The sequence below is a fragment of the Corynebacterium pseudodiphtheriticum DSM 44287 genome (genome assembly GCF_000688415.1).
In the GTDB taxonomy this organism is placed as follows: Bacteria; Actinomycetota; Actinomycetes; order Mycobacteriales; family Mycobacteriaceae; genus Corynebacterium; species Corynebacterium pseudodiphtheriticum.
In genome coordinates this window covers 331,834-347,710 of sequence record NZ_JIAH01000006.1, presented here as the reverse complement: position 1 = coordinate 347,710, position 15,877 = coordinate 331,834, and the positions used below count along the sequence as shown (strand labels likewise).

Genomic DNA, 15,877 nt, shown 5'->3' with positions numbered 1-15,877 from the left:
CGGCCGATCAGGAGTTTCCATATTGGCTTGAATCTAGCTGATAGAACCCCCCGCAAGGAACCAACCAGCAAATGATGTGCGCAATCTGCGGGCTAAAATCAAAAGGCTTATCAAAATCAGCCACTTGTTCGCACTGCAATAAAAACTGATTCGACTCTTATCCTTGCGCAATATCAATTGACGCCAAACTGCGCAGTCATGAGAGAAGACACAGTGCTTGAACTCAACGAAGCATTCAACTTCGCGACTGCGAGTCCGAATACTCGTTTCGCAAATGTGGAAGCCTGGTCACTAAAAATCGAGAAAATGCGAAACACGAGTTCACAGTTAGAATTTGCAAATTCGCGAGTCGAAATCGACAACGATACAGACATCGTAGCCTTCTACTATGAACCTCAGAGTAACAGGCAATCTGATACCTTGAAGCGCGCGCAGGAAATTTGGGATGCTTCGCGAGTGCAATATCTGCCGATTGACGCTGTGGAATCGCGCGCAACCGAGTTAAGCAAGCGACTAGCCGCATGACATTTCGGAATTCGATGCGCCATTATTCATCTGACAAGACCTGGTCACTCCCACACGCCAGGCTGCGTTCGACCAGATAATTGAGTGGGTCGTTGAATTAGAGATATGCGACAAAAGGAAATACGGATTTTAGCAGTAGCCAGATTTTAACAGGTAGTACCTGGTAATAATCCTTCATTTCCGCCTGCCTTTTGGCATAAAATCAACTCCCGACCTGATAGCAGCCAGGGGTTGTTTTGAATGTGTTTTGAGTGCCGGAAAACGACATAAATTTAATTTAATTCAAGTTTACTAATGCCGTACCAGTACGGTAAAGTGATTAACATAAGGCGAAACGGCATTACAACAACTAAATAGAAGAGCTGAGAATGTCAATTACACAGACATCATTGCAACAATCACCTTGATTGTCATGATTTTAATCCGGCTCGACACTCGCAAGTAGTGCCGAATAGCCACTAACAAAAGTCCCGGCCATAATGAGGATGGCCGGGCACCCCCTCACTATACAACACGAAAGGAACATCATGCGTTTTACACTCATCTCCACCGCTGCAGCCACCATCATGACCTTGGCGGGCGCAAGCGCGTTCTTCATTCCTGCATTCATTGCCGTCGGCATTGCCATCGACAAGAATGAAAGGAAAAACTATGCAGCCTAAGATCATTGACGCAGACACGGGGAAAGAGCTTTGGCGCGCCGTAGAGTGCGCCAAACACTGCGACATCACCACTCGCACGTGGGCGAGTTACTACGCGAATGGGCGCACGCCCGACCCTGTGGCCATGCTCGATGGCCGTAGCGCATTGTGGTTCGCCGAGGATATTAAGCACTGGCACGCAAACCGGCCAGGCTCTCCGGCCCAGCTACGCCGGTAGCATTACCCTCCAACCGTTTCCCAGTTGTCAGCGATGCTTGGTTCGAAGCGATTCCCCGTGGGCCTGCCTAATTCTTAAGACCGAGCGGTTTGAGTTCCGGAAAACGACACAAAATTAATTTAATTCCAATTTACTAATACCGTACCAGTACGGCGGAATGATTAATGTAAGGTCGAAAGGCATTACAACAACTAAATAGAGAAGGGGGTGAAAGATGACGTCGATGGTGCGGCTTATCGCCCTAGCGATCATCTTGCGGCTATCGATAGAAGCAGCAAAAGTAATCTCAAACTACAAGATTGAGATGAAAAAGCTGGAGCTAGATAGCTAAGCCCCCCCGGGAGCTGAATATCTCTACTACTCAGCTCCCGGGGCGCACCCCCTCAAAATACCACAACCCAGAAAGGACACACCATGGACATCATGTCTAAAATTTCCACCGCACTAATCGTGCTCGCGATACTTATCGCAGTTACCCTAGGGAACACCCCACTATTCTGGATAGTCATGGCCGCCGTTGCGGTTACGCTCACAATTGAGATCGCCCAGCTCGTCCAGAAATGGCGGGAACATGCAGCCTAAGATCATTGACGCGGACACTGGCCAAGAACTGTGGACCGGCGCAGATTGCGCCGACCACATTGGAGTGAGCTACGCAGCGTGGCGTAACTACTCAGCCAATCACCGCACCCCAGAGCACGTCGCCATGATTTTAGGCCGCACACGGCTATGGCTTGCGGACGAGGTGCGCGAGTGGCACGCGAACCGGCCCGGGTCTCCCCATCAACTTCGTAAATAGTGCTAGTCCGCAATTCCGCTAGATCTCACATAGGCCCCTCATTAAGCAGACCCCATCCCTAACGCTGCGCGAATCGCCGCGCCAGCGGTATTGACATCATCAACCCTAAGTTCAATATCGGGTTGGCCCCATTTTTCGCGAACAACAGCAAGTGCTTCAGGCACCGTAAGATCATTATCCGCACAATCAATAATTAGCCCTTGTAATTTATTTCCGGCATCCCAGTCAACGATGTCATTATATACAGTTGAATCATCACAGGTGAAAATCCGTTTTTCATCGCAACACACTAGGCGCAACCGCACAGCCAGCAAAAACGCCCCAAAACTAGCCCACGTGACCCAGATTTGACCCACGTAATTCATTCAGCTTCACAGCCACAGAATCCAAGTCATCATCAAACAAATCCGCGTACACATCCAGCGTCATCGCCGCCGACGCATGCCCCAACTGGCGCTGCACCACCTTCCCATTCGCCCCCGCCGATACCAGCAGACCTGCCGCCACATGCCTAAGCCCATGCGGAGTCAGATCAACCCCGGCGGACTTCGCAGCCACCGAAAACCAGCCCCGACTATCCGGCAACCGCATCGGCCCGCCATCACGCGCCGGGAAAAGCCACGCCGTCGGCAACTTCCCCCGCGCCTGCTTACGCAGCATCTCGCACACAAAACCCGGCGCAGCCACCACACGCGACTCACCAGTTTTAAGCGTGCCAACCTCGATCAGTTTCCCCACTGTTACAGCGTTACGCTGCACATGGATACGCCCCCGCTTCAAATCCAAATCACCCACCTGCAATCCCGCTAGCTCACCCCATCTAAGCCCCACCGTCGCCAATGTCCACACAATCGTCGGATACTTCGACATATCCGCCAGGCGCTCCACCTCCCCCATGGACAAAAACACTTTCTTGCCCTTAGGTACCGCCGGCAGCCGCACACCCCGCGCCGGGTTCGAGTCGATCAGCCCATCCTTGAGCGCAATGTCGAGTATCTGTGCCAGCGCATTATGATTCCGGCGGATTGTTCCCGCCCCACGCTCCTGCGTGTTCACCCATTCCTGCACATGCGACGGCTTACCCCCCCCCCCCCCACCGTGCGATGCCCCCACGCTGGCTCCACATGCTTAGACCACGCAACACGAACCGCCCGCTGCGATGATGGTTTCAGCTTGTCCACATTCGTTAACCACAACCCGGACAGGTCAGACACCTGTAGTTTTGGCGGATTTAGCGTCCACCCACTTCCCGGAATCCATATCTAAAGTATTTTGAGCCGCCCACCGCTCCGCTTCCGCCTTACGAGCAAAACCCCGCTTCGTCGTGGTCTTGCCGTCTGGTTTTACATACTTGACTTGCCACCTTTTTCCACGCGCAGTGGAGTACGCGATCACTGATGCCATGCTAAAATCAGCCTTGTCCTTTCATTACCAATGGGGACTAATCGCAGCTAGTTGACGCTAGCTGTCCATACGCCTCACGCATTGAGTTGCCGCTCACGTGAGGCGTTTCTTATATGGCGAAACTACATATTCGCGACACCATTCTCAGCAAAAACCCGATGACGAATCTCATCATTTTTACGCGCATACGCCTTATTGATAAGGAACGCGTCAATCAGTGCCCACATGCCCAGGCCGCCAAGGGTCAAGGTCATGCCGATGGCATAGCCGGTGTTGCCCAGGTAGTAGCGGTGGGCACCGATATAGCCGAGGAATAGCCAGAGCAGCCACATCACGGTTTGGTTCTTTTTGCGGTCGTCGTATTGCATTTGCGCCCGCTGTAGCACTGCGGGGTCAACCTGCTGCTGTTGGTTGGAGTATGGGTTGGTCATGAGTGGTTCCTTTCGGGAAGAGAATGTGATCCAAGTTTTACGACATTGCCCCGCGGGTGTGGTCGAAAAGCTGTTTAGGCCGCGAGTTCGGTATTACGTAGCCATACCTTTAGTAGGCGCTGGGCTACTTCGAGTTCATCCGCGATGGCAGGCAGGTGTCCTTGGTGCCAGATCGCAGCGTTTTCAAATTCTTCGGCGTTTATGAGTAGCCTTGCGGCGAATTGATCGACGCGGTGTTCTTGCCGCTGATCGAAGTGCCCATTACCGGTTGGCGTATCACCGTAGTAGGCGTGGGCTAGGGCGCTGCAGTATTGGGTTATCGATTGGCCGCGCCTGGTGCTGATTATGCGCTTGTCGTGGTTGTACCAGCCGGGTGGGCCGTTGTCATGCCTGACGATCCGTACATTCAGCGATTCCGCTAGTCGGTGAAGTTCAACCGCTGTAATCGTCATTAAACCCCCTTTCTGCGTCCTCATCCGGCCCGTTGTATGCGACGGCATTAAGCGGCATCTCGTTTTCCTTTTCGCGTTGTTCTAGCCGCTCAACCATGATTCGAGCTAGCTCAACATCATCGAGGTCTTCTACCGCATAAGTGGCAGCGTAAGCCATGATGTCTTCCCTAGTTATGGACCCAGCTGCAACCAGCCCGGGGATGGGGTTAACGCCATATGCTGAAGCTAGTTCCACTACTGCATCGGCTTCGCTGTTTTTTAAGCGCCGCTGAATCGTGCTGTGTGTCGTGTGTAGCTTTTCCGCGACATGGCGCCAGGAGTCATTGCCCGTCGTTTCGCTTACCCATTCAGGCAGTGCCATGTTTTCCTGCATGTCATAAATGGTACAAAAATAAGCCAGAAAAAATCAAGCTGACCTGCATGGATTGATAATAAGCCACCCCTATGTGTGTAACTGGTTGACCACAACGCCAAAATGGCTTAAATTTAAGTCATGCCAAGCAAGGAGGACCCAATGACAACAAGAATAAAAGCAAAAACAGAAGCGCTCATCAGCCTACAACGATCACTAAGAAAAACAACAGCGAAATGGCCAAACTTATCGGCTGCACGCGAAAAACCTACCAAAGCGCAATCGAAGGAGAAAACGTATCCGCAGGATTTATGGCCCGAGTCGCATTCACATTCAAATAACCGGGATAACTTTATCCCGCGTGCGGTAGACCATAGCAAGACCGGGTCGAGGCTCATGCGACCAAGCGCCGTAGTGCTTATTCGGCAGCATTTCCAAGCCCATTTCCTTATACCGATCAGACATCTTGACTGCCTTTCCTCCACATGTAGAACCGTCGTACCAGATTCACTAATTACACAACGGATTTCGAATTCAATTTGAAGTGCCCCGGGTTTTGTTTCTAGCGCACCAGTACTTACCCAAACCCCCACCAAGGTGGTGCCATCTCAATTACAGAAAGCTAAGCAGATTCATCAATACCATTCATGTTTACAGCCTGAAGGTAATCATCAGCCCAATCACGCGCACGCTTAATATTGTCCCAATTCGGCGCAATGAAATTAACCACACTCCTCGGGACCGGCCCCAATATGCCAGTAAACAAAAAAGCAATCCCTATCTCAGGATGTCCAGCATCCCTATCCATGCGGGCGTCCTCCAAATCTTCAGCAGAGATATTAATTCTGTCAGCAATATAGTCAAACAGCTCAAAACCGTCGACATGTCGTGCGTCAATGTTCATTTCTTTCTACCCACTTTCCTGAAACGGGATAGGCTGTCATATCATACGGCTCATTGTCCCTAATCCGGTACACAACCCGAATCTTTACACCGTCAACCTCACCAGAAATTGTACGCTTATCACCATTCTTCCTCGCGTTGATCTCCTTAGACTCTAAAAGATCACGCACGGCGTCAACAATCTTTTTGCTCTGACCACCCCGAGGAAACTTCGACGCACCAGAATACCGAGAATCCCACCCATGGCCCGCGCGAGTCGAGGCCAAATGCAACAGCATATCGCCATTATTCGTAGGCCGATCCCGCCCCGTACAACACAGGGCCTGCCCCCGGAAAGCGGACATTACAAAAATCCCTCCTTAAGGAACCTTGTTAGTTATACGAATTTGCCGTGCACCGGCCACGCATCAGGAAATGAATTATCCGGGGCATCTTCCTTCGAGGAAGCACCTGGCTTCATCTCGTCCACTGGGTAATCTGACGGAGGTGCGGCACGCTTAGCAGCCTGCGCCTGTAGCTCCCCAAGACGCTTCGCGTTGTCATCGAACTTCTGCGGGTCCGAGCCAAGCAGATCTGCGTTTTCCTCCGAGATTCCATACTTTGACAGTGCCTTCGACCGGGCAAGCTCCACCTGGAACTGTGTAGTTTTATTGCGCTCTGCTTCCAGTGCTTCCTGGGCGCACTGCAGCTCGGTCTTCTCGGCGTCCTGCATTTCACGGAACTTTTCAGCATCGGCTCGATACTCGTTACGTTCGGTGCGGTATTTCGCGTTTTCCTTGCGTAATTTTTCAGGCTCTTGCTGGTAGGACTCGGTGGTGCGCTCTGTTTTTGAGTTCCCCTCGTCCTGGGCGGGGTCCTGCTGGGCCACCTCGGCGGCTTCGTTTTGTCCGTCGTTGGTGGCGGTGGTTTCTTCTGCCATTGCGTAACCTCCTGGGTTATCTAATTTTGGGCATGAAAAAGCCCCCGCCACCAACCATGTGGTGTGGGGGTTGCGCGCTAAAGAGGAATCGAATCTCAACGAAATATCACCAGATAGCACAAAAGCCACCCCATAAAAACAGAGGTGGCCAAAGATTCAGATTAGATTAGCGAATGCTTTTCGTTAGTAACCGTTTGACTCCGCAACCACTTCATCAGAATCAGGTGCGAACATGGTTACTCGAAAGTTCAACAAGCTAGAAAGAACATCAAACAAAAAACGCTGCGCACTTAGATCCTCTGACTCATAAATGGCGAAACAAGTCTCGATTTCATCGTCGAAGATTTTTAGTTCTTCGGACAACGTAGCCGAAGCCCCGCCATCCACAACGAATCGGTAACAGTCACGATCATTGTCATAAGCGAGTTCACGCACCCTATCAACATCAGACAAAATCGTCAGCACGCGACCAACGGGAGCATCGGTAGTGATTCCTGCACTAGTCGACACGACTCCTCACCACCTCTTGTTTATCCTGGCTTATCACTGTAACTCGTTCTAATTCATCATAACTTTTTAAAGCCTGATCAACCTGATCTAAAGCTTTGTCCATTGCCATTTCGGTCCTGTATGAAGTGTCCTACCTCGCCCCACCACCAGCAACGCTTCAACCTGAAAGACTCAAGTCCACCACCAACACCCTAGAAGGCGGAATCAACGCCGAGGTCAAACGCTTAGCCAACACCCACCAAGGACTAACCCTAGAACACCAACGCCGCATGATCGATTGGTGGCTTTATCTCAAAACACAACTGCCTGACGACCCGCTAGAGATCGCCAGGCAGTGCAACTGGGGCCAAGACCAACTCGCCAAAGTCAATGCCTTGATCCACAAAGAAAACCACACCAACCAGCTACTTGGTCAGCCAGCCCTATACGACCCGGGTATCGATGTTGAATACACGCACTCAATCGGTATCTGGAAAGGCCAGATCTAGGGAATTGGCGACACGCCGTAAAACACACTTTTGTCGTTGAGCCCCATTTTTGACCCAGTTTTGACCCACTTTGACCCAGAACCGGCCTAAATCAGACCAAACCAAACTGAACCGAAAACCAAAAAATACCCAAACTACCTGGCATTTTGCCTGGCAGCTCGGGTTAAAGATGGTGCCCCAGGTGAGACTCGAACTCACACTGGACGGGTTTTGAATCCGTTGCCTCTGCCAATTGGGCTACTGGGGCGTGCGCTAAATAGCCTATAACACCATCCCCTTAATTAACTAATCAGCTGCTCATAAGCTATTTTCGTGACCTTTATCGAATGGCAACAGCTACCAATTACCGACACTTCCCGGTCGGGCCATTACTGGCGCCACACGATGCATATAATAGCGCGCATGGTTACTCATCTCCTCAACATTCTGCGCGGTGCGCTAATCGGTTCCGCAGAACTGGTTCCCGGCGTATCCGGCGGAACCGTCGCGTTGATCGTGGGCATCTATGAACGCGCCCTCCACAACGCCAACCTGCTGCTGAAAGCAAAATTCCGCGAAGTCGAATGGATCTTCCTGCTCACCATCGGCGTCGGCATGTTCGCCGCCGTATTCGGCCTATCCGGCATCCTGAGCTCCTTCGTGGAAGGCACCCCAGATGTTGCCCGCGCCCTATTCTTCGGCATGGTGGCGGTCTCCATCATCGTGCCACTGATGATGATTGACGAGGACCTGAGCAAAAAGAAAGGCCCGGCCATCATCACGTTCCTGATCGCCGCCGGGCTCGTCGCATTCGTTACCGGGTTCACCTCCGAACCGAACCGGGATCCTTCACTGATCACGGTCTTCTTCGCCGCAGCTATTGCGGTCTGCGCCCTGGTGCTGCCGGGTGTATCCGGCTCGCTGATCTTGCTGACCCTGGGCCTGTACAACTTCGTCATCGGCTCGGTCTCCGACCGCGACCTCACCGTGCTGGCTGTCTTCGCCGCTGGCGCACTGACCGGACTGGTGGCCTTCGTGAAGGTCATCAACTACTTGCTGGACCAGCACCGCACCCTGACCCTAGTGGCCATGGCTGGCCTGATGGTCGGCTCATTGCGCGCGATTTGGCCCTGGCAAGGCGACGGTGACGCGAACTTCCTGACGCTCATCCTGATGATGCTGCTTGGCGCGGCCATTGTCGCCGCCTTCGTTATCGCCGACCGCACACAAACGAAGAAGAAGGTACAGGTTTAACCAAACTTTTCGGCGATGGCTTTGGAAACTGGCTCCGGTAACAGGTCCGAAACATCGCCGCCAAAGCGGACGACCTCTTTGACCAACGACGAAGAGGTATAACCGTATTTTTCATCGGTGAGCAAGAAATAGGTATCAATGCCAGATAGCCGCTTGTTCATCTGCGCCATCGGCAGCTCGTATTCATAATCCAACGAGCTGCGCAGGCCTTTGACCAAACAATCAATGTTGTGCTCATCGGTGTATTTCACCAATAGATCACTCCAGGCATCGACACTGACGTTGTCACAATCAACAGAACGCCGGATCAACTCCATACGCTCTTCGACGCTAAACAACCCCTTCTTATTCGGGTTAGCTGTCACCAGCACCGTGACGTGATCAAAAGACTGCGCAGCACGGGTGATGATATCCACGTGCCCCATGGTCACCGGATCAAACGATCCCGGGCACACTGCCGTGGTGCGTTTATTCTGCTGGGTGTTATCGCTCATTGCTTCTCCTTGTGTTGCTGGGTATTCGGAAAGCCAAGGCCCCGGAATTTTCAGTCTGAAATTTCAATTTCGGGGTGTTAGTAGCAGGCTTATAATTATCAGCCGTCGTTCTCAGTTCCACGGTAGTTGGCCATATCCATCCGCGCTTTGCCGTAGGTGCGGCGTTTCAATTTCTGCGTGGTCGGAACAAAGCCTTCTGGCCACGGAGCTTCCGCTGAGCGCACTTCCCGCTCGATCACCACCATCGCATCTGGGTTGAGCACCCGTGGTAGCTGATCCAACAGCTCTGCCAGCTCGTCGTTGCCTACCGCATACGGCGGATCCGCCAGCACCAGATCAAAGCGCTCACCAGTGCGTGCAACATAATCCAGCGCGGGTGCGGCAACCACATCAATCTGGGCGCCGACATCAGCCAACACGGCAGCATTGCCATGGATGATTTCGCAGGCCTCCTGGCTGGCGTCGACAAGCACCACCCGGTCTGCTCCCCTGCTGGCAGCCTCCAGGCCCAGTGCGCCGGAACCAGCAAACAAATCCAACACCCGCGCGCCGGGAAACTCCAAACGCGCATTCAGCGCAGAAAACAGCCCCTCCCGGGCGCGGTCACTAGTCGGGCGAGTACCTTCTGCGGGCACCGCAATCTTTCTGCCACGGGCACTGCCTGCAATAATCCGAGTCATGCCCACCAGTGTAACCGGCGAAAACCTGGCAAACCGCGCTAGCCTAGCTAGGTCTTAGCTAAATACTCATAGCCATCATCGTCAATGCCTGCAACCATCGCGCGCGCCATCGCCACATCGTGTTCGATGATGCTTGCGGCTTGCACCTTCGCTTGCTCAATCAGCGCGGAATCATTCTGCACATCCAGCAACTTCAACTGCGAATGCACACCAGACTGTTCAGTACCCAAAACGTTGCCTTCCCTGCGGTGCGCAAGATCAATCTGGGCGACGGCGAAACCATCGTTAGTACCTGCCACCTGCTGCAAGCGCGCATTCGCCGGGTGGCCCTCCGGAGCCAAAGTGTGGAACAAACACACCGAAGGCTGGGTGCCACGGCCAATACGGCCACGCAATTGGTGCAACTGCGAAAGACCAAAACGCTCCGATTCGCGCACGATCATCATCGTGGCATTCGGCACATCCACCCCCACCTCAATGACGGTGGTGGAAATCAACACGTTGATCTCACCAGCAGCAAACTTCTGCATAACCTCTTCTTTATCCGACCCGCTCATCCGGCCGAACAACACACCAATGCGCGCGCCTGCAATCTCCGTGGGCACATCATCCAGCACCTCGCGCTTCGGCGGCTCAAAAGCAGCAAACAACGCATCCTGCGGTAGTGGGCGCTCATCCTCGCCATAACGGGCGAACGGGTCCTCTTCTGCCAGATCCTCCGGGGTGGAATTCGGCATAGCCACCGGCGGGATCTCCGCACCCAGCTTCAGGGCGAGCTCAATCACCCCACCCGCACCATCGATGCGTGGGGTGACCACATACGCCTGGCGCCCGGCAGCGAGTTCTTCTTCCAGCCGGTGCCACATGCGATCGGTCCACCCCTGATGCTCATGCTGCACCACCGAAGAACTAATCGGCTGACGCCCACGCGGGAGCTGCTTGATCGTCGATTCCGCCAGATCACCAAACACCGTCATCGCAATCGTGCGCGGAATTGGCGTCGCCGTCATCACCAACAGGTGCGCCACCGGGTAGGTCTTCGCGCGCAGCTTATCGCGTTGCTCCACACCAAACCGGTGCTGCTCGTCAACAATCACCAAACTGAGCTCGCAAAACTCCACCGTATCTTCCAACAAAGCATGCGTGCCGATGACAATATCCGCCTGGCCAGAAACAATCTGCAACAGCGCCTCGCGCTTGGCTTTCACCGGCATGGAACCAGTCAGCAACACGACGTTTGCCTCTACCCCGGCCGCGCGCAAAGTAGCGGTGATGCTGCGGGCGTGCTGCGTCGCCAAGACCTCCGTGGGAGCCAACAACGCGGCCTGCTTATCGTTATCCGCCGCCTGCAACATCGCAGCGAGAGCAACCACCGTTTTGCCGGAGCCGACCTCGCCCTGCAGCATGCGCGACATCGGGAAATTGCGCTGCATTTCCCCGCTGATCTCAGATAACGCCGATTCCTGGTCTTCGGTGAGCTGGTAGGGCAAACCGTCGACAAGCTGGCGATATTTGTCCCCCGGCGGCAAGGGGTTGGCACTAGCTTTTTGCGCATCCAACCGGCGCAGCGCCATCACCAACGCGAGGGTGAGCGCTTCTTTGTCCTTCAGTGTTTCCACCGCCGGGCCATTGCCAAGAAAAGGTGGAAAATGCAGATCCCACAAAGCCTCATTCAGCGTCATACCGCCATTGGCAGGATCTGGCAACAGCGGCATCGTGCGCAAAGATTCATAAATCGCGCCTAAAATCCGCGCAGATTCCAGACCACCTTTTTGCCGGTAAATCGGAATGAAAGGCTGGGCCGCAAGGTAGGTAGTCAGCCCCTCATAGCGCTCCAGCTTTTTCATCGCCCCACTACTGAAAGTTTTCTTCGGCTTAGCATCAGGGCCTGTGGAAGAATTGCTAAACACCAAACATTGCGGGTGCGTAACGCTCAAATGCTTCTGAAAAACCCGCACCTTACCAGTGACCATGATTGTCGCATCTTTCCACACCCCAAAAACCTGATGGTGGAAAAACACCAAGGTCACACCGTTGCTGAGAGTGATCTCGGTGCGTTTTTTACCCGTATCAATCTTGTCTGCTTTCACCACCGTCGAGATAAAAGTAATCGGATCGGCAGAATTAAGATCCTCATCCGTGATGCTGTCATCCCGGCGCGAGAAAGCGCGGGGGAAATACGTGATTAACTCGCCGCACGTGCGGACCTCCAGGGCCTTGGCAATTGCCTTGGCTTCTTTCTCGCCGACGACGTCGGCAAGGTCCCGGTCATCACGCCAGCCCAGCACGTCATTCCACCCCTAGTTCAATTGGCCCTGTTTCCGTTGCAAATACGATGACTTCTACGCCCAGCTTGGCCAGTGCCTCGGCGTCAATAGCGGCCGGAAACGGAGTGAGTACGGTGATTTGTTCGATGTCATCGCCGACCAGGTTGGATGCCACGCGTAGTACTTCGGGGCCGAGCTGATCACCGAACTCGGTTGGGTTTTCGATTATTGCTGTGCGCATGGCATTAGCAGCCTCACACATGGTTTCGGTGGCTTCGGCTGGGGGCAGGGTTTTGTCGTACACCGAAATCGCGGCAATGCCTGCGCACAGTGAGGCGGTCTCGATGACCTCCGCGCCCTGGGAACGCCACTGCTGGTGCTGCTGGGCGTTGGTGTAGCCGTTACTGAGCACAGTCAATTGCGACAGGTTTGCGGGCGCGGTTGCGGTAGCTGCGCCCGTGAGCGAAGTGTTGGTGGTAGTTGCCTTAGCAGAGCCCAGTACACCACGGTATTGTTCTACGAATTCCTGCGGCGCTGCCACTTGCGCACCGGCTTGTGCGAATAATTCCGCGATTTTGGAATCGTCCACCAAGGCCACTAACTGCCGGTGCTCAGTGCGGGATTTAGTGCGAGGTTTAGCGTGAGGTTTAGTGCGAGCAGCCGTGCCATTGTCATTGTCATTGTCACTGTCACTGTCATTGCCATTGTCGATGGCATTACCTGTGGCTCCGGTTCCATCTGCTCGGTGAGCGCCGTCGTCGCCTGCTGATGCCGCCAACAAGGTATCTGCTGATGCTACCGACAGGGCATCGGCCTGGGCATCTGGCAACACCTCCAGGCGAATATCGCTCGGGCGGCCATGCTCCAGGCTTTCTTCAATCACTGCCCCGGCGCGGTGACTGTGAATGTGCACGGTGGCCTCGGTGTCGTTGACGCGGGCAATGATCAGGCTGTCGCCCAGTGGTGTGATGCCGGCTTCGAGCTGGTCGACGTCGCCGGTGAAAAAGAACATCACCTCCAGGTGGTGGCTGCGGTTCTGGTCGGCGTGCGAGACGAAGGTATCGGTGGCCAGTGCGCTGGCGTGTGGTTCTGTGCGGCCTTCCAGTTCGTCGACCAGCGTTTGCAGCAGCACTAGCAGGCCTACTCCCCCGGCATCGACGACGCCGGCCTCGCGGAGTTCTGGCAGCTGCGAAGGAGTGGCGGCGAGCGCTTGTTCGCCGGCATGGAGGGCACTGCGGGCGGTGGTGAGTAGGTCTGTCTCTGCGGCTTCGGTCGCTGCCGCGGGATCCGTGGCATGCGCGCATGCACGCAGCACGCTGATGATGGTGCCTTCTACCGGCGCGGCGATGGCTTTTTCTGATAATTCCACCGCGCTGTGCAACGCTAAGCGCAACTGTGGGGTTTGCAGGCAGCTATCCGGGCAGGAATCGGCAATGCCGCGTAGTACCTGCGACAGGATCACCCCGGAGTTGCCGCGTGCTCCGCGCGCAGCGCCCATGGCTAGTGCAGTAGCAACGTGGTTATCTGGAGTTTCGGCGGCTTGGGCCAGAGCCGAATCCATGGTGAACGACATATTCGAGCCGGTATCGGAATCCGGTACCGGGTACACATTCAGCCCGTTGATTTCGCTGCGCCGACGCTGCAGCTCTGTAGCTGCGCGCTGCGCCCAACGACGCAGACCTGCCCCGTCGAGGCGGGCGGCAGGTGCGGTGACGTCGGCAAGAGTATCTGGGCGCAAAGACATGATGTTCTAGCTTACAATCTTATAATTGCCAATCAATTGGCTGGCAACCCTGGTCTGTCAGGTACTGGTTGGCGCGGCTAAACGGGCGGGAGCCGAAAAAGCCCCGGCGTGCCGAAAGTGGTGACGGGTGTGGGCTGGTAATGGCGGGGCAGTCGAGGAATTTCTCGCATTCCTGAGCTTGTTTGCCCCACAGAATGGCCACCAAGTTTTCTGCCGGTAGGGCGCGCAGGATGGCTCCAGTCACTGCCTCCCAGCCTTGTTTGCGGTGTGAGCCTGCTTGACCCGGCGCGACAGTAAGCACCCGGTTGAGTAGCAGCACGCCTTGCTCGTGCCAAGGGCGTAGGTCGCCGTCGGCGGTAACAGCATGCCCGGTATCGGCGGCGAGTTCTTGGTAGATATTCGCCAGTGAGCGTGGCGGGGCTCCGGTGGCTGCCGGGTGGGTGGAAAACGACAGTCCCATCGCGTGACCTGGTGTTGGGTAGGGGTCTTGGCCGACGATGAGCACGCGGACCTTCTCCAGAGGTAGGGACAGCGCGCGGAAGACGTCGTCTTCTGCTGGCAGGTAGTCTCCTTGGCTGGCATAGCTCATGGCCGCGATGATCTCGTCGCTCACAGTGGACAGTGCTGGGTACCAGGACTTGTCGACGCGATTGAGCAGGCCGGGCCAGGCGGAGAGTTTCTGGGCAAGTTCGGCGCCTGCTTGGTTATTTGCGGTTGCTTGGTTACCTGTGCTGTCGTGGTTAGCTGCAAGCTCAGTATCGGTCATTGGAAAGACTCCCATCCTTGGTTGGCTGCGCTGTGTTGGATTGGTGTGGCATCCATACAGACATTGTGCTGCGCGGATTTCGTCCCTGCAGTGATATCACCGATGCGCCGGAAGCCGGACGGCGCGGATTTGGCAGTGGTTGCAAGCAGAGTGTGATCTTCTCCCCCACCGAGTACCCAATCCCAGGGGTCCATGCCTAGCACCTGACCTGCGTGGACGAGCAAGTCATCCGGGGCAAGCGCAGCAGAATCCAGATCGATGCCTACCCCAGAACGTTGACACAACAACTGCAGTTCGCGCAGCAACCCATCCGAGTTATCCGTCATCGCCGAAGCCCCTGCGGCACGGGCGATCATCCCACGGTTGGGGCTGAGCCACGGAGCGCAGTGGGCGTCAACAAGCGAGGTGAGCTCCCGGGGAATATCCGCCCGGCCAAACCGCTCCAGCAACGCCAGCCCAGCCGCCGACCACCCCAGACGGCCATGGGCAACCAGCTGCTGCCCGGCGCGCGCCCGGTCCAGAGTCAGCGGGCTACGGGAACCGCCCAACGAACCCACAGCGGTAATCGTGACGATGAGCTGGTTCGACTTGGTGACATCACCGCCAACCAACTCAGCGGTGTACCGGCGGGCCCGGGTGCCAATGCCTGCAGCAATACCGCGCACGACCTCCAGCGGTGTCTCCGGCGGGGCAGACAGTGACAACAACGCCGCAGTCGGGCGCGCACCCATGGCCTCAATATCGGCGAAATTTTGCAGGATGGCTTTCTGCCCTACCTCTTCCGGGCTGGACCAATCCAGACGGAAATGTCGGCCTTCCACCAAGGTGTCGGTGGCGACTACCGTGCGCGAGTTGGGTTGGCCCGGAAATAGCACCGCGGCATCGTCGCCGTTAATCACTGACGGCGCAGCATCGGTAATAGCCTGGATGACCTCGCGCTCACTGACTTCGCCGAGGGTACGGCGAGTTGACTGGGTCGGCTCGACTGTCTGGGCTGGCTGGGTCGGCTTATCGCTCACTCATAGCCTTTC

At 55.2% G+C, this 15,877-nt stretch carries 22 protein-coding genes, 1 tRNA gene and 1 pseudogene; 7 read left to right on the top strand and 17 right to left on the bottom strand.

The features are described 5' to 3' along the window. Nucleotides 1-198: 198 nt before the first annotated feature. The 5 genes from O146_RS0104730 (at nt 199) to O146_RS0104705 (ending at nt 2,203) form a co-directional block, all read left to right on the top strand. Nucleotides 199-525 (top strand): hypothetical protein, encoded by a 327-nt coding sequence (locus O146_RS0104730; protein ID WP_155896230.1) that lies wholly within the window; start codon nt 199-201, stop codon nt 523-525. A gap of 527 nt (nt 526-1,052) precedes the next feature. Beyond that, entirely contained in the window at nt 1,053-1,187 is a 135-nt protein-coding gene (locus O146_RS13095; RefSeq protein ID WP_255364721.1) for a hypothetical protein, read from the top strand. Next, on the top strand, nt 1,177-1,404 hold the full coding sequence (locus tag O146_RS0104720; RefSeq protein WP_027017805.1) for a hypothetical protein: 228 nt from the start codon (nt 1,177-1,179) through the stop codon (nt 1,402-1,404). The genes O146_RS13095 and O146_RS0104720 overlap by 11 nt, the downstream gene beginning before the upstream one ends. A 423-nt stretch (nt 1,405-1,827) precedes the next feature. Further along, nucleotides 1,828-1,986 carry a hypothetical protein gene (locus O146_RS12760; protein ID WP_208853940.1) on the top strand — a complete coding sequence of 53 codons (159 nt, stop codon included), beginning with the start codon at nt 1,828-1,830 and terminating at the stop codon, nt 1,984-1,986. Next, nucleotides 1,976-2,203, top strand: a complete 228-nt coding sequence (locus O146_RS0104705) for a hypothetical protein (protein ID WP_021352245.1) — start codon at nt 1,976-1,978, stop codon at nt 2,201-2,203. The genes O146_RS12760 and O146_RS0104705 overlap by 11 nt, the downstream gene beginning before the upstream one ends. A gap of 41 nt (nt 2,204-2,244) precedes the next feature. Here O146_RS0104705 and O146_RS0104700 read toward each other — a convergent pair whose 3' ends face one another. The 10 genes from O146_RS0104700 to O146_RS0104655 all read right to left on the bottom strand — a co-directional run bounded on the left by O146_RS0104700 (nt 2,245) and on the right by O146_RS0104655 (nt 7,174). Next, nucleotides 2,245-2,559, bottom strand: coding sequence for a hypothetical protein (locus O146_RS0104700; RefSeq protein ID WP_027017804.1), 315 nt, complete (start codon nt 2,557-2,559; stop codon nt 2,245-2,247). After that, the gene (locus tag O146_RS11150) at nt 2,531-3,259 is read right to left on the bottom strand and encodes a tyrosine-type recombinase/integrase (protein ID WP_051619257.1); all 729 of its coding nucleotides are present in this window, start codon (nt 3,257-3,259) and stop codon (nt 2,531-2,533) included. The genes O146_RS0104700 and O146_RS11150 overlap by 29 nt, the downstream gene beginning before the upstream one ends. Nucleotides 3,260-3,409: 150 nt before the next feature. Continuing rightward, the gene (locus tag O146_RS13155) at nt 3,410-3,607 is read right to left on the bottom strand and encodes an Arm DNA-binding domain-containing protein (RefSeq protein ID WP_051619256.1); all 198 of its coding nucleotides are present in this window, start codon (nt 3,605-3,607) and stop codon (nt 3,410-3,412) included. Nucleotides 3,608-3,729: 122 nt separating this feature from the next. Next, nucleotides 3,730-4,038 (bottom strand): TM2 domain-containing protein, encoded by a 309-nt coding sequence (locus tag O146_RS0104690; protein ID WP_027017803.1) that lies wholly within the window; start codon nt 4,036-4,038, stop codon nt 3,730-3,732. A gap of 74 nt (nt 4,039-4,112) precedes the next feature. Continuing rightward, the gene (locus O146_RS12835) at nt 4,113-4,490 is read right to left on the bottom strand and encodes a M78 family metallopeptidase domain-containing protein (protein ID WP_027017802.1); all 378 of its coding nucleotides are present in this window, start codon (nt 4,488-4,490) and stop codon (nt 4,113-4,115) included. After that, nucleotides 4,471-4,863: a hypothetical protein gene (locus O146_RS0104680; protein WP_155896229.1), complete on the bottom strand. Its 393-nt coding sequence runs from the start codon at nt 4,861-4,863 to the stop codon at nt 4,471-4,473. Before O146_RS0104680 ends, O146_RS12835 begins: the two co-directional genes overlap by 20 nt. 312 nt (nt 4,864-5,175) lie before the next feature. Further along, complete coding sequence (locus O146_RS13090; protein ID WP_255364722.1) at nt 5,176-5,307, bottom strand: hypothetical protein; 132 nt, start codon at nt 5,305-5,307, stop codon at nt 5,176-5,178. Between the two features lie 157 nt (nt 5,308-5,464). After that, nucleotides 5,465-5,746 (bottom strand): hypothetical protein, encoded by a 282-nt coding sequence (locus O146_RS0104670; RefSeq protein ID WP_027017800.1) that lies wholly within the window; start codon nt 5,744-5,746, stop codon nt 5,465-5,467. Between the two features lie 375 nt (nt 5,747-6,121). Beyond that, nucleotides 6,122-6,664 (bottom strand): hypothetical protein, encoded by a 543-nt coding sequence (locus O146_RS0104660; RefSeq protein ID WP_027017798.1) that lies wholly within the window; start codon nt 6,662-6,664, stop codon nt 6,122-6,124. A 183-nt stretch (nt 6,665-6,847) separates the two neighbouring features. Beyond that, complete coding sequence (locus tag O146_RS0104655) at nt 6,848-7,174, bottom strand: hypothetical protein (RefSeq protein ID WP_027017797.1); 327 nt, start codon at nt 7,172-7,174, stop codon at nt 6,848-6,850. A gap of 131 nt (nt 7,175-7,305) precedes the next feature. Between O146_RS0104655 and O146_RS0104650 the strand changes: the two are divergent. After that, nucleotides 7,306-7,662 (top strand): annotated as a pseudogene (locus O146_RS0104650) (IS1249 family transposase); the annotation flags it as partial. A gap of 170 nt (nt 7,663-7,832) precedes the next feature. On the opposite strand, the gene O146_RS0104645 reads toward O146_RS0104650, so the two are convergent. Continuing rightward, nucleotides 7,833-7,909 (bottom strand) — tRNA-Leu (locus tag O146_RS0104645). 155 nt (nt 7,910-8,064) lie between these two features. Between O146_RS0104645 and O146_RS0104640 the strand changes: the two genes are divergently transcribed. Further along, nucleotides 8,065-8,895 (top strand): DUF368 domain-containing protein, encoded by an 831-nt coding sequence (locus O146_RS0104640; protein ID WP_023019580.1) that lies wholly within the window; start codon nt 8,065-8,067, stop codon nt 8,893-8,895. Here the strand turns inward: O146_RS0104640 and coaD are convergent. The 6 genes from coaD to O146_RS0104610 all read right to left on the bottom strand — a co-directional run bounded on the left by coaD (nt 8,892) and on the right by O146_RS0104610 (nt 15,865). Continuing rightward, on the bottom strand, nt 8,892-9,389 hold the full coding sequence (gene coaD, locus O146_RS0104635; RefSeq protein ID WP_023019581.1) for a pantetheine-phosphate adenylyltransferase: 498 nt from the start codon (nt 9,387-9,389) through the stop codon (nt 8,892-8,894). The two genes, O146_RS0104640 and coaD, sit on opposite strands and share 4 nt — an antisense overlap. A 98-nt stretch (nt 9,390-9,487) precedes the next feature. Then, nucleotides 9,488-10,069: a 16S rRNA (guanine(966)-N(2))-methyltransferase RsmD gene (gene rsmD / locus O146_RS0104630; RefSeq protein ID WP_023019582.1), complete on the bottom strand. Its 582-nt coding sequence runs from the start codon at nt 10,067-10,069 to the stop codon at nt 9,488-9,490. Between the two features lie 47 nt (nt 10,070-10,116). Beyond that, nucleotides 10,117-12,357, bottom strand: a complete 2,241-nt coding sequence (locus tag O146_RS0104625) for an ATP-dependent DNA helicase RecG (protein ID WP_051619255.1) — start codon at nt 12,355-12,357, stop codon at nt 10,117-10,119. Between the two features lies 1 nt (nt 12,358). After that, nucleotides 12,359-14,080, bottom strand: a complete 1,722-nt coding sequence (locus O146_RS12160) for a DAK2 domain-containing protein (RefSeq protein WP_051619254.1) — start codon at nt 14,078-14,080, stop codon at nt 12,359-12,361. A 19-nt stretch (nt 14,081-14,099) separates the two neighbouring features. Then, the gene (locus tag O146_RS0104615) at nt 14,100-14,846 is read right to left on the bottom strand and encodes a uracil-DNA glycosylase (protein WP_244266805.1); all 747 of its coding nucleotides are present in this window, start codon (nt 14,844-14,846) and stop codon (nt 14,100-14,102) included. After that, nucleotides 14,843-15,865 carry a thiamine-phosphate kinase gene (locus tag O146_RS0104610; protein WP_027017791.1) on the bottom strand — a complete coding sequence of 341 codons (1,023 nt, stop codon included), beginning with the start codon at nt 15,863-15,865 and terminating at the stop codon, nt 14,843-14,845. Before O146_RS0104610 ends, O146_RS0104615 begins: the two co-directional genes overlap by 4 nt. Nucleotides 15,866-15,877 lie beyond the last annotated feature (12 nt).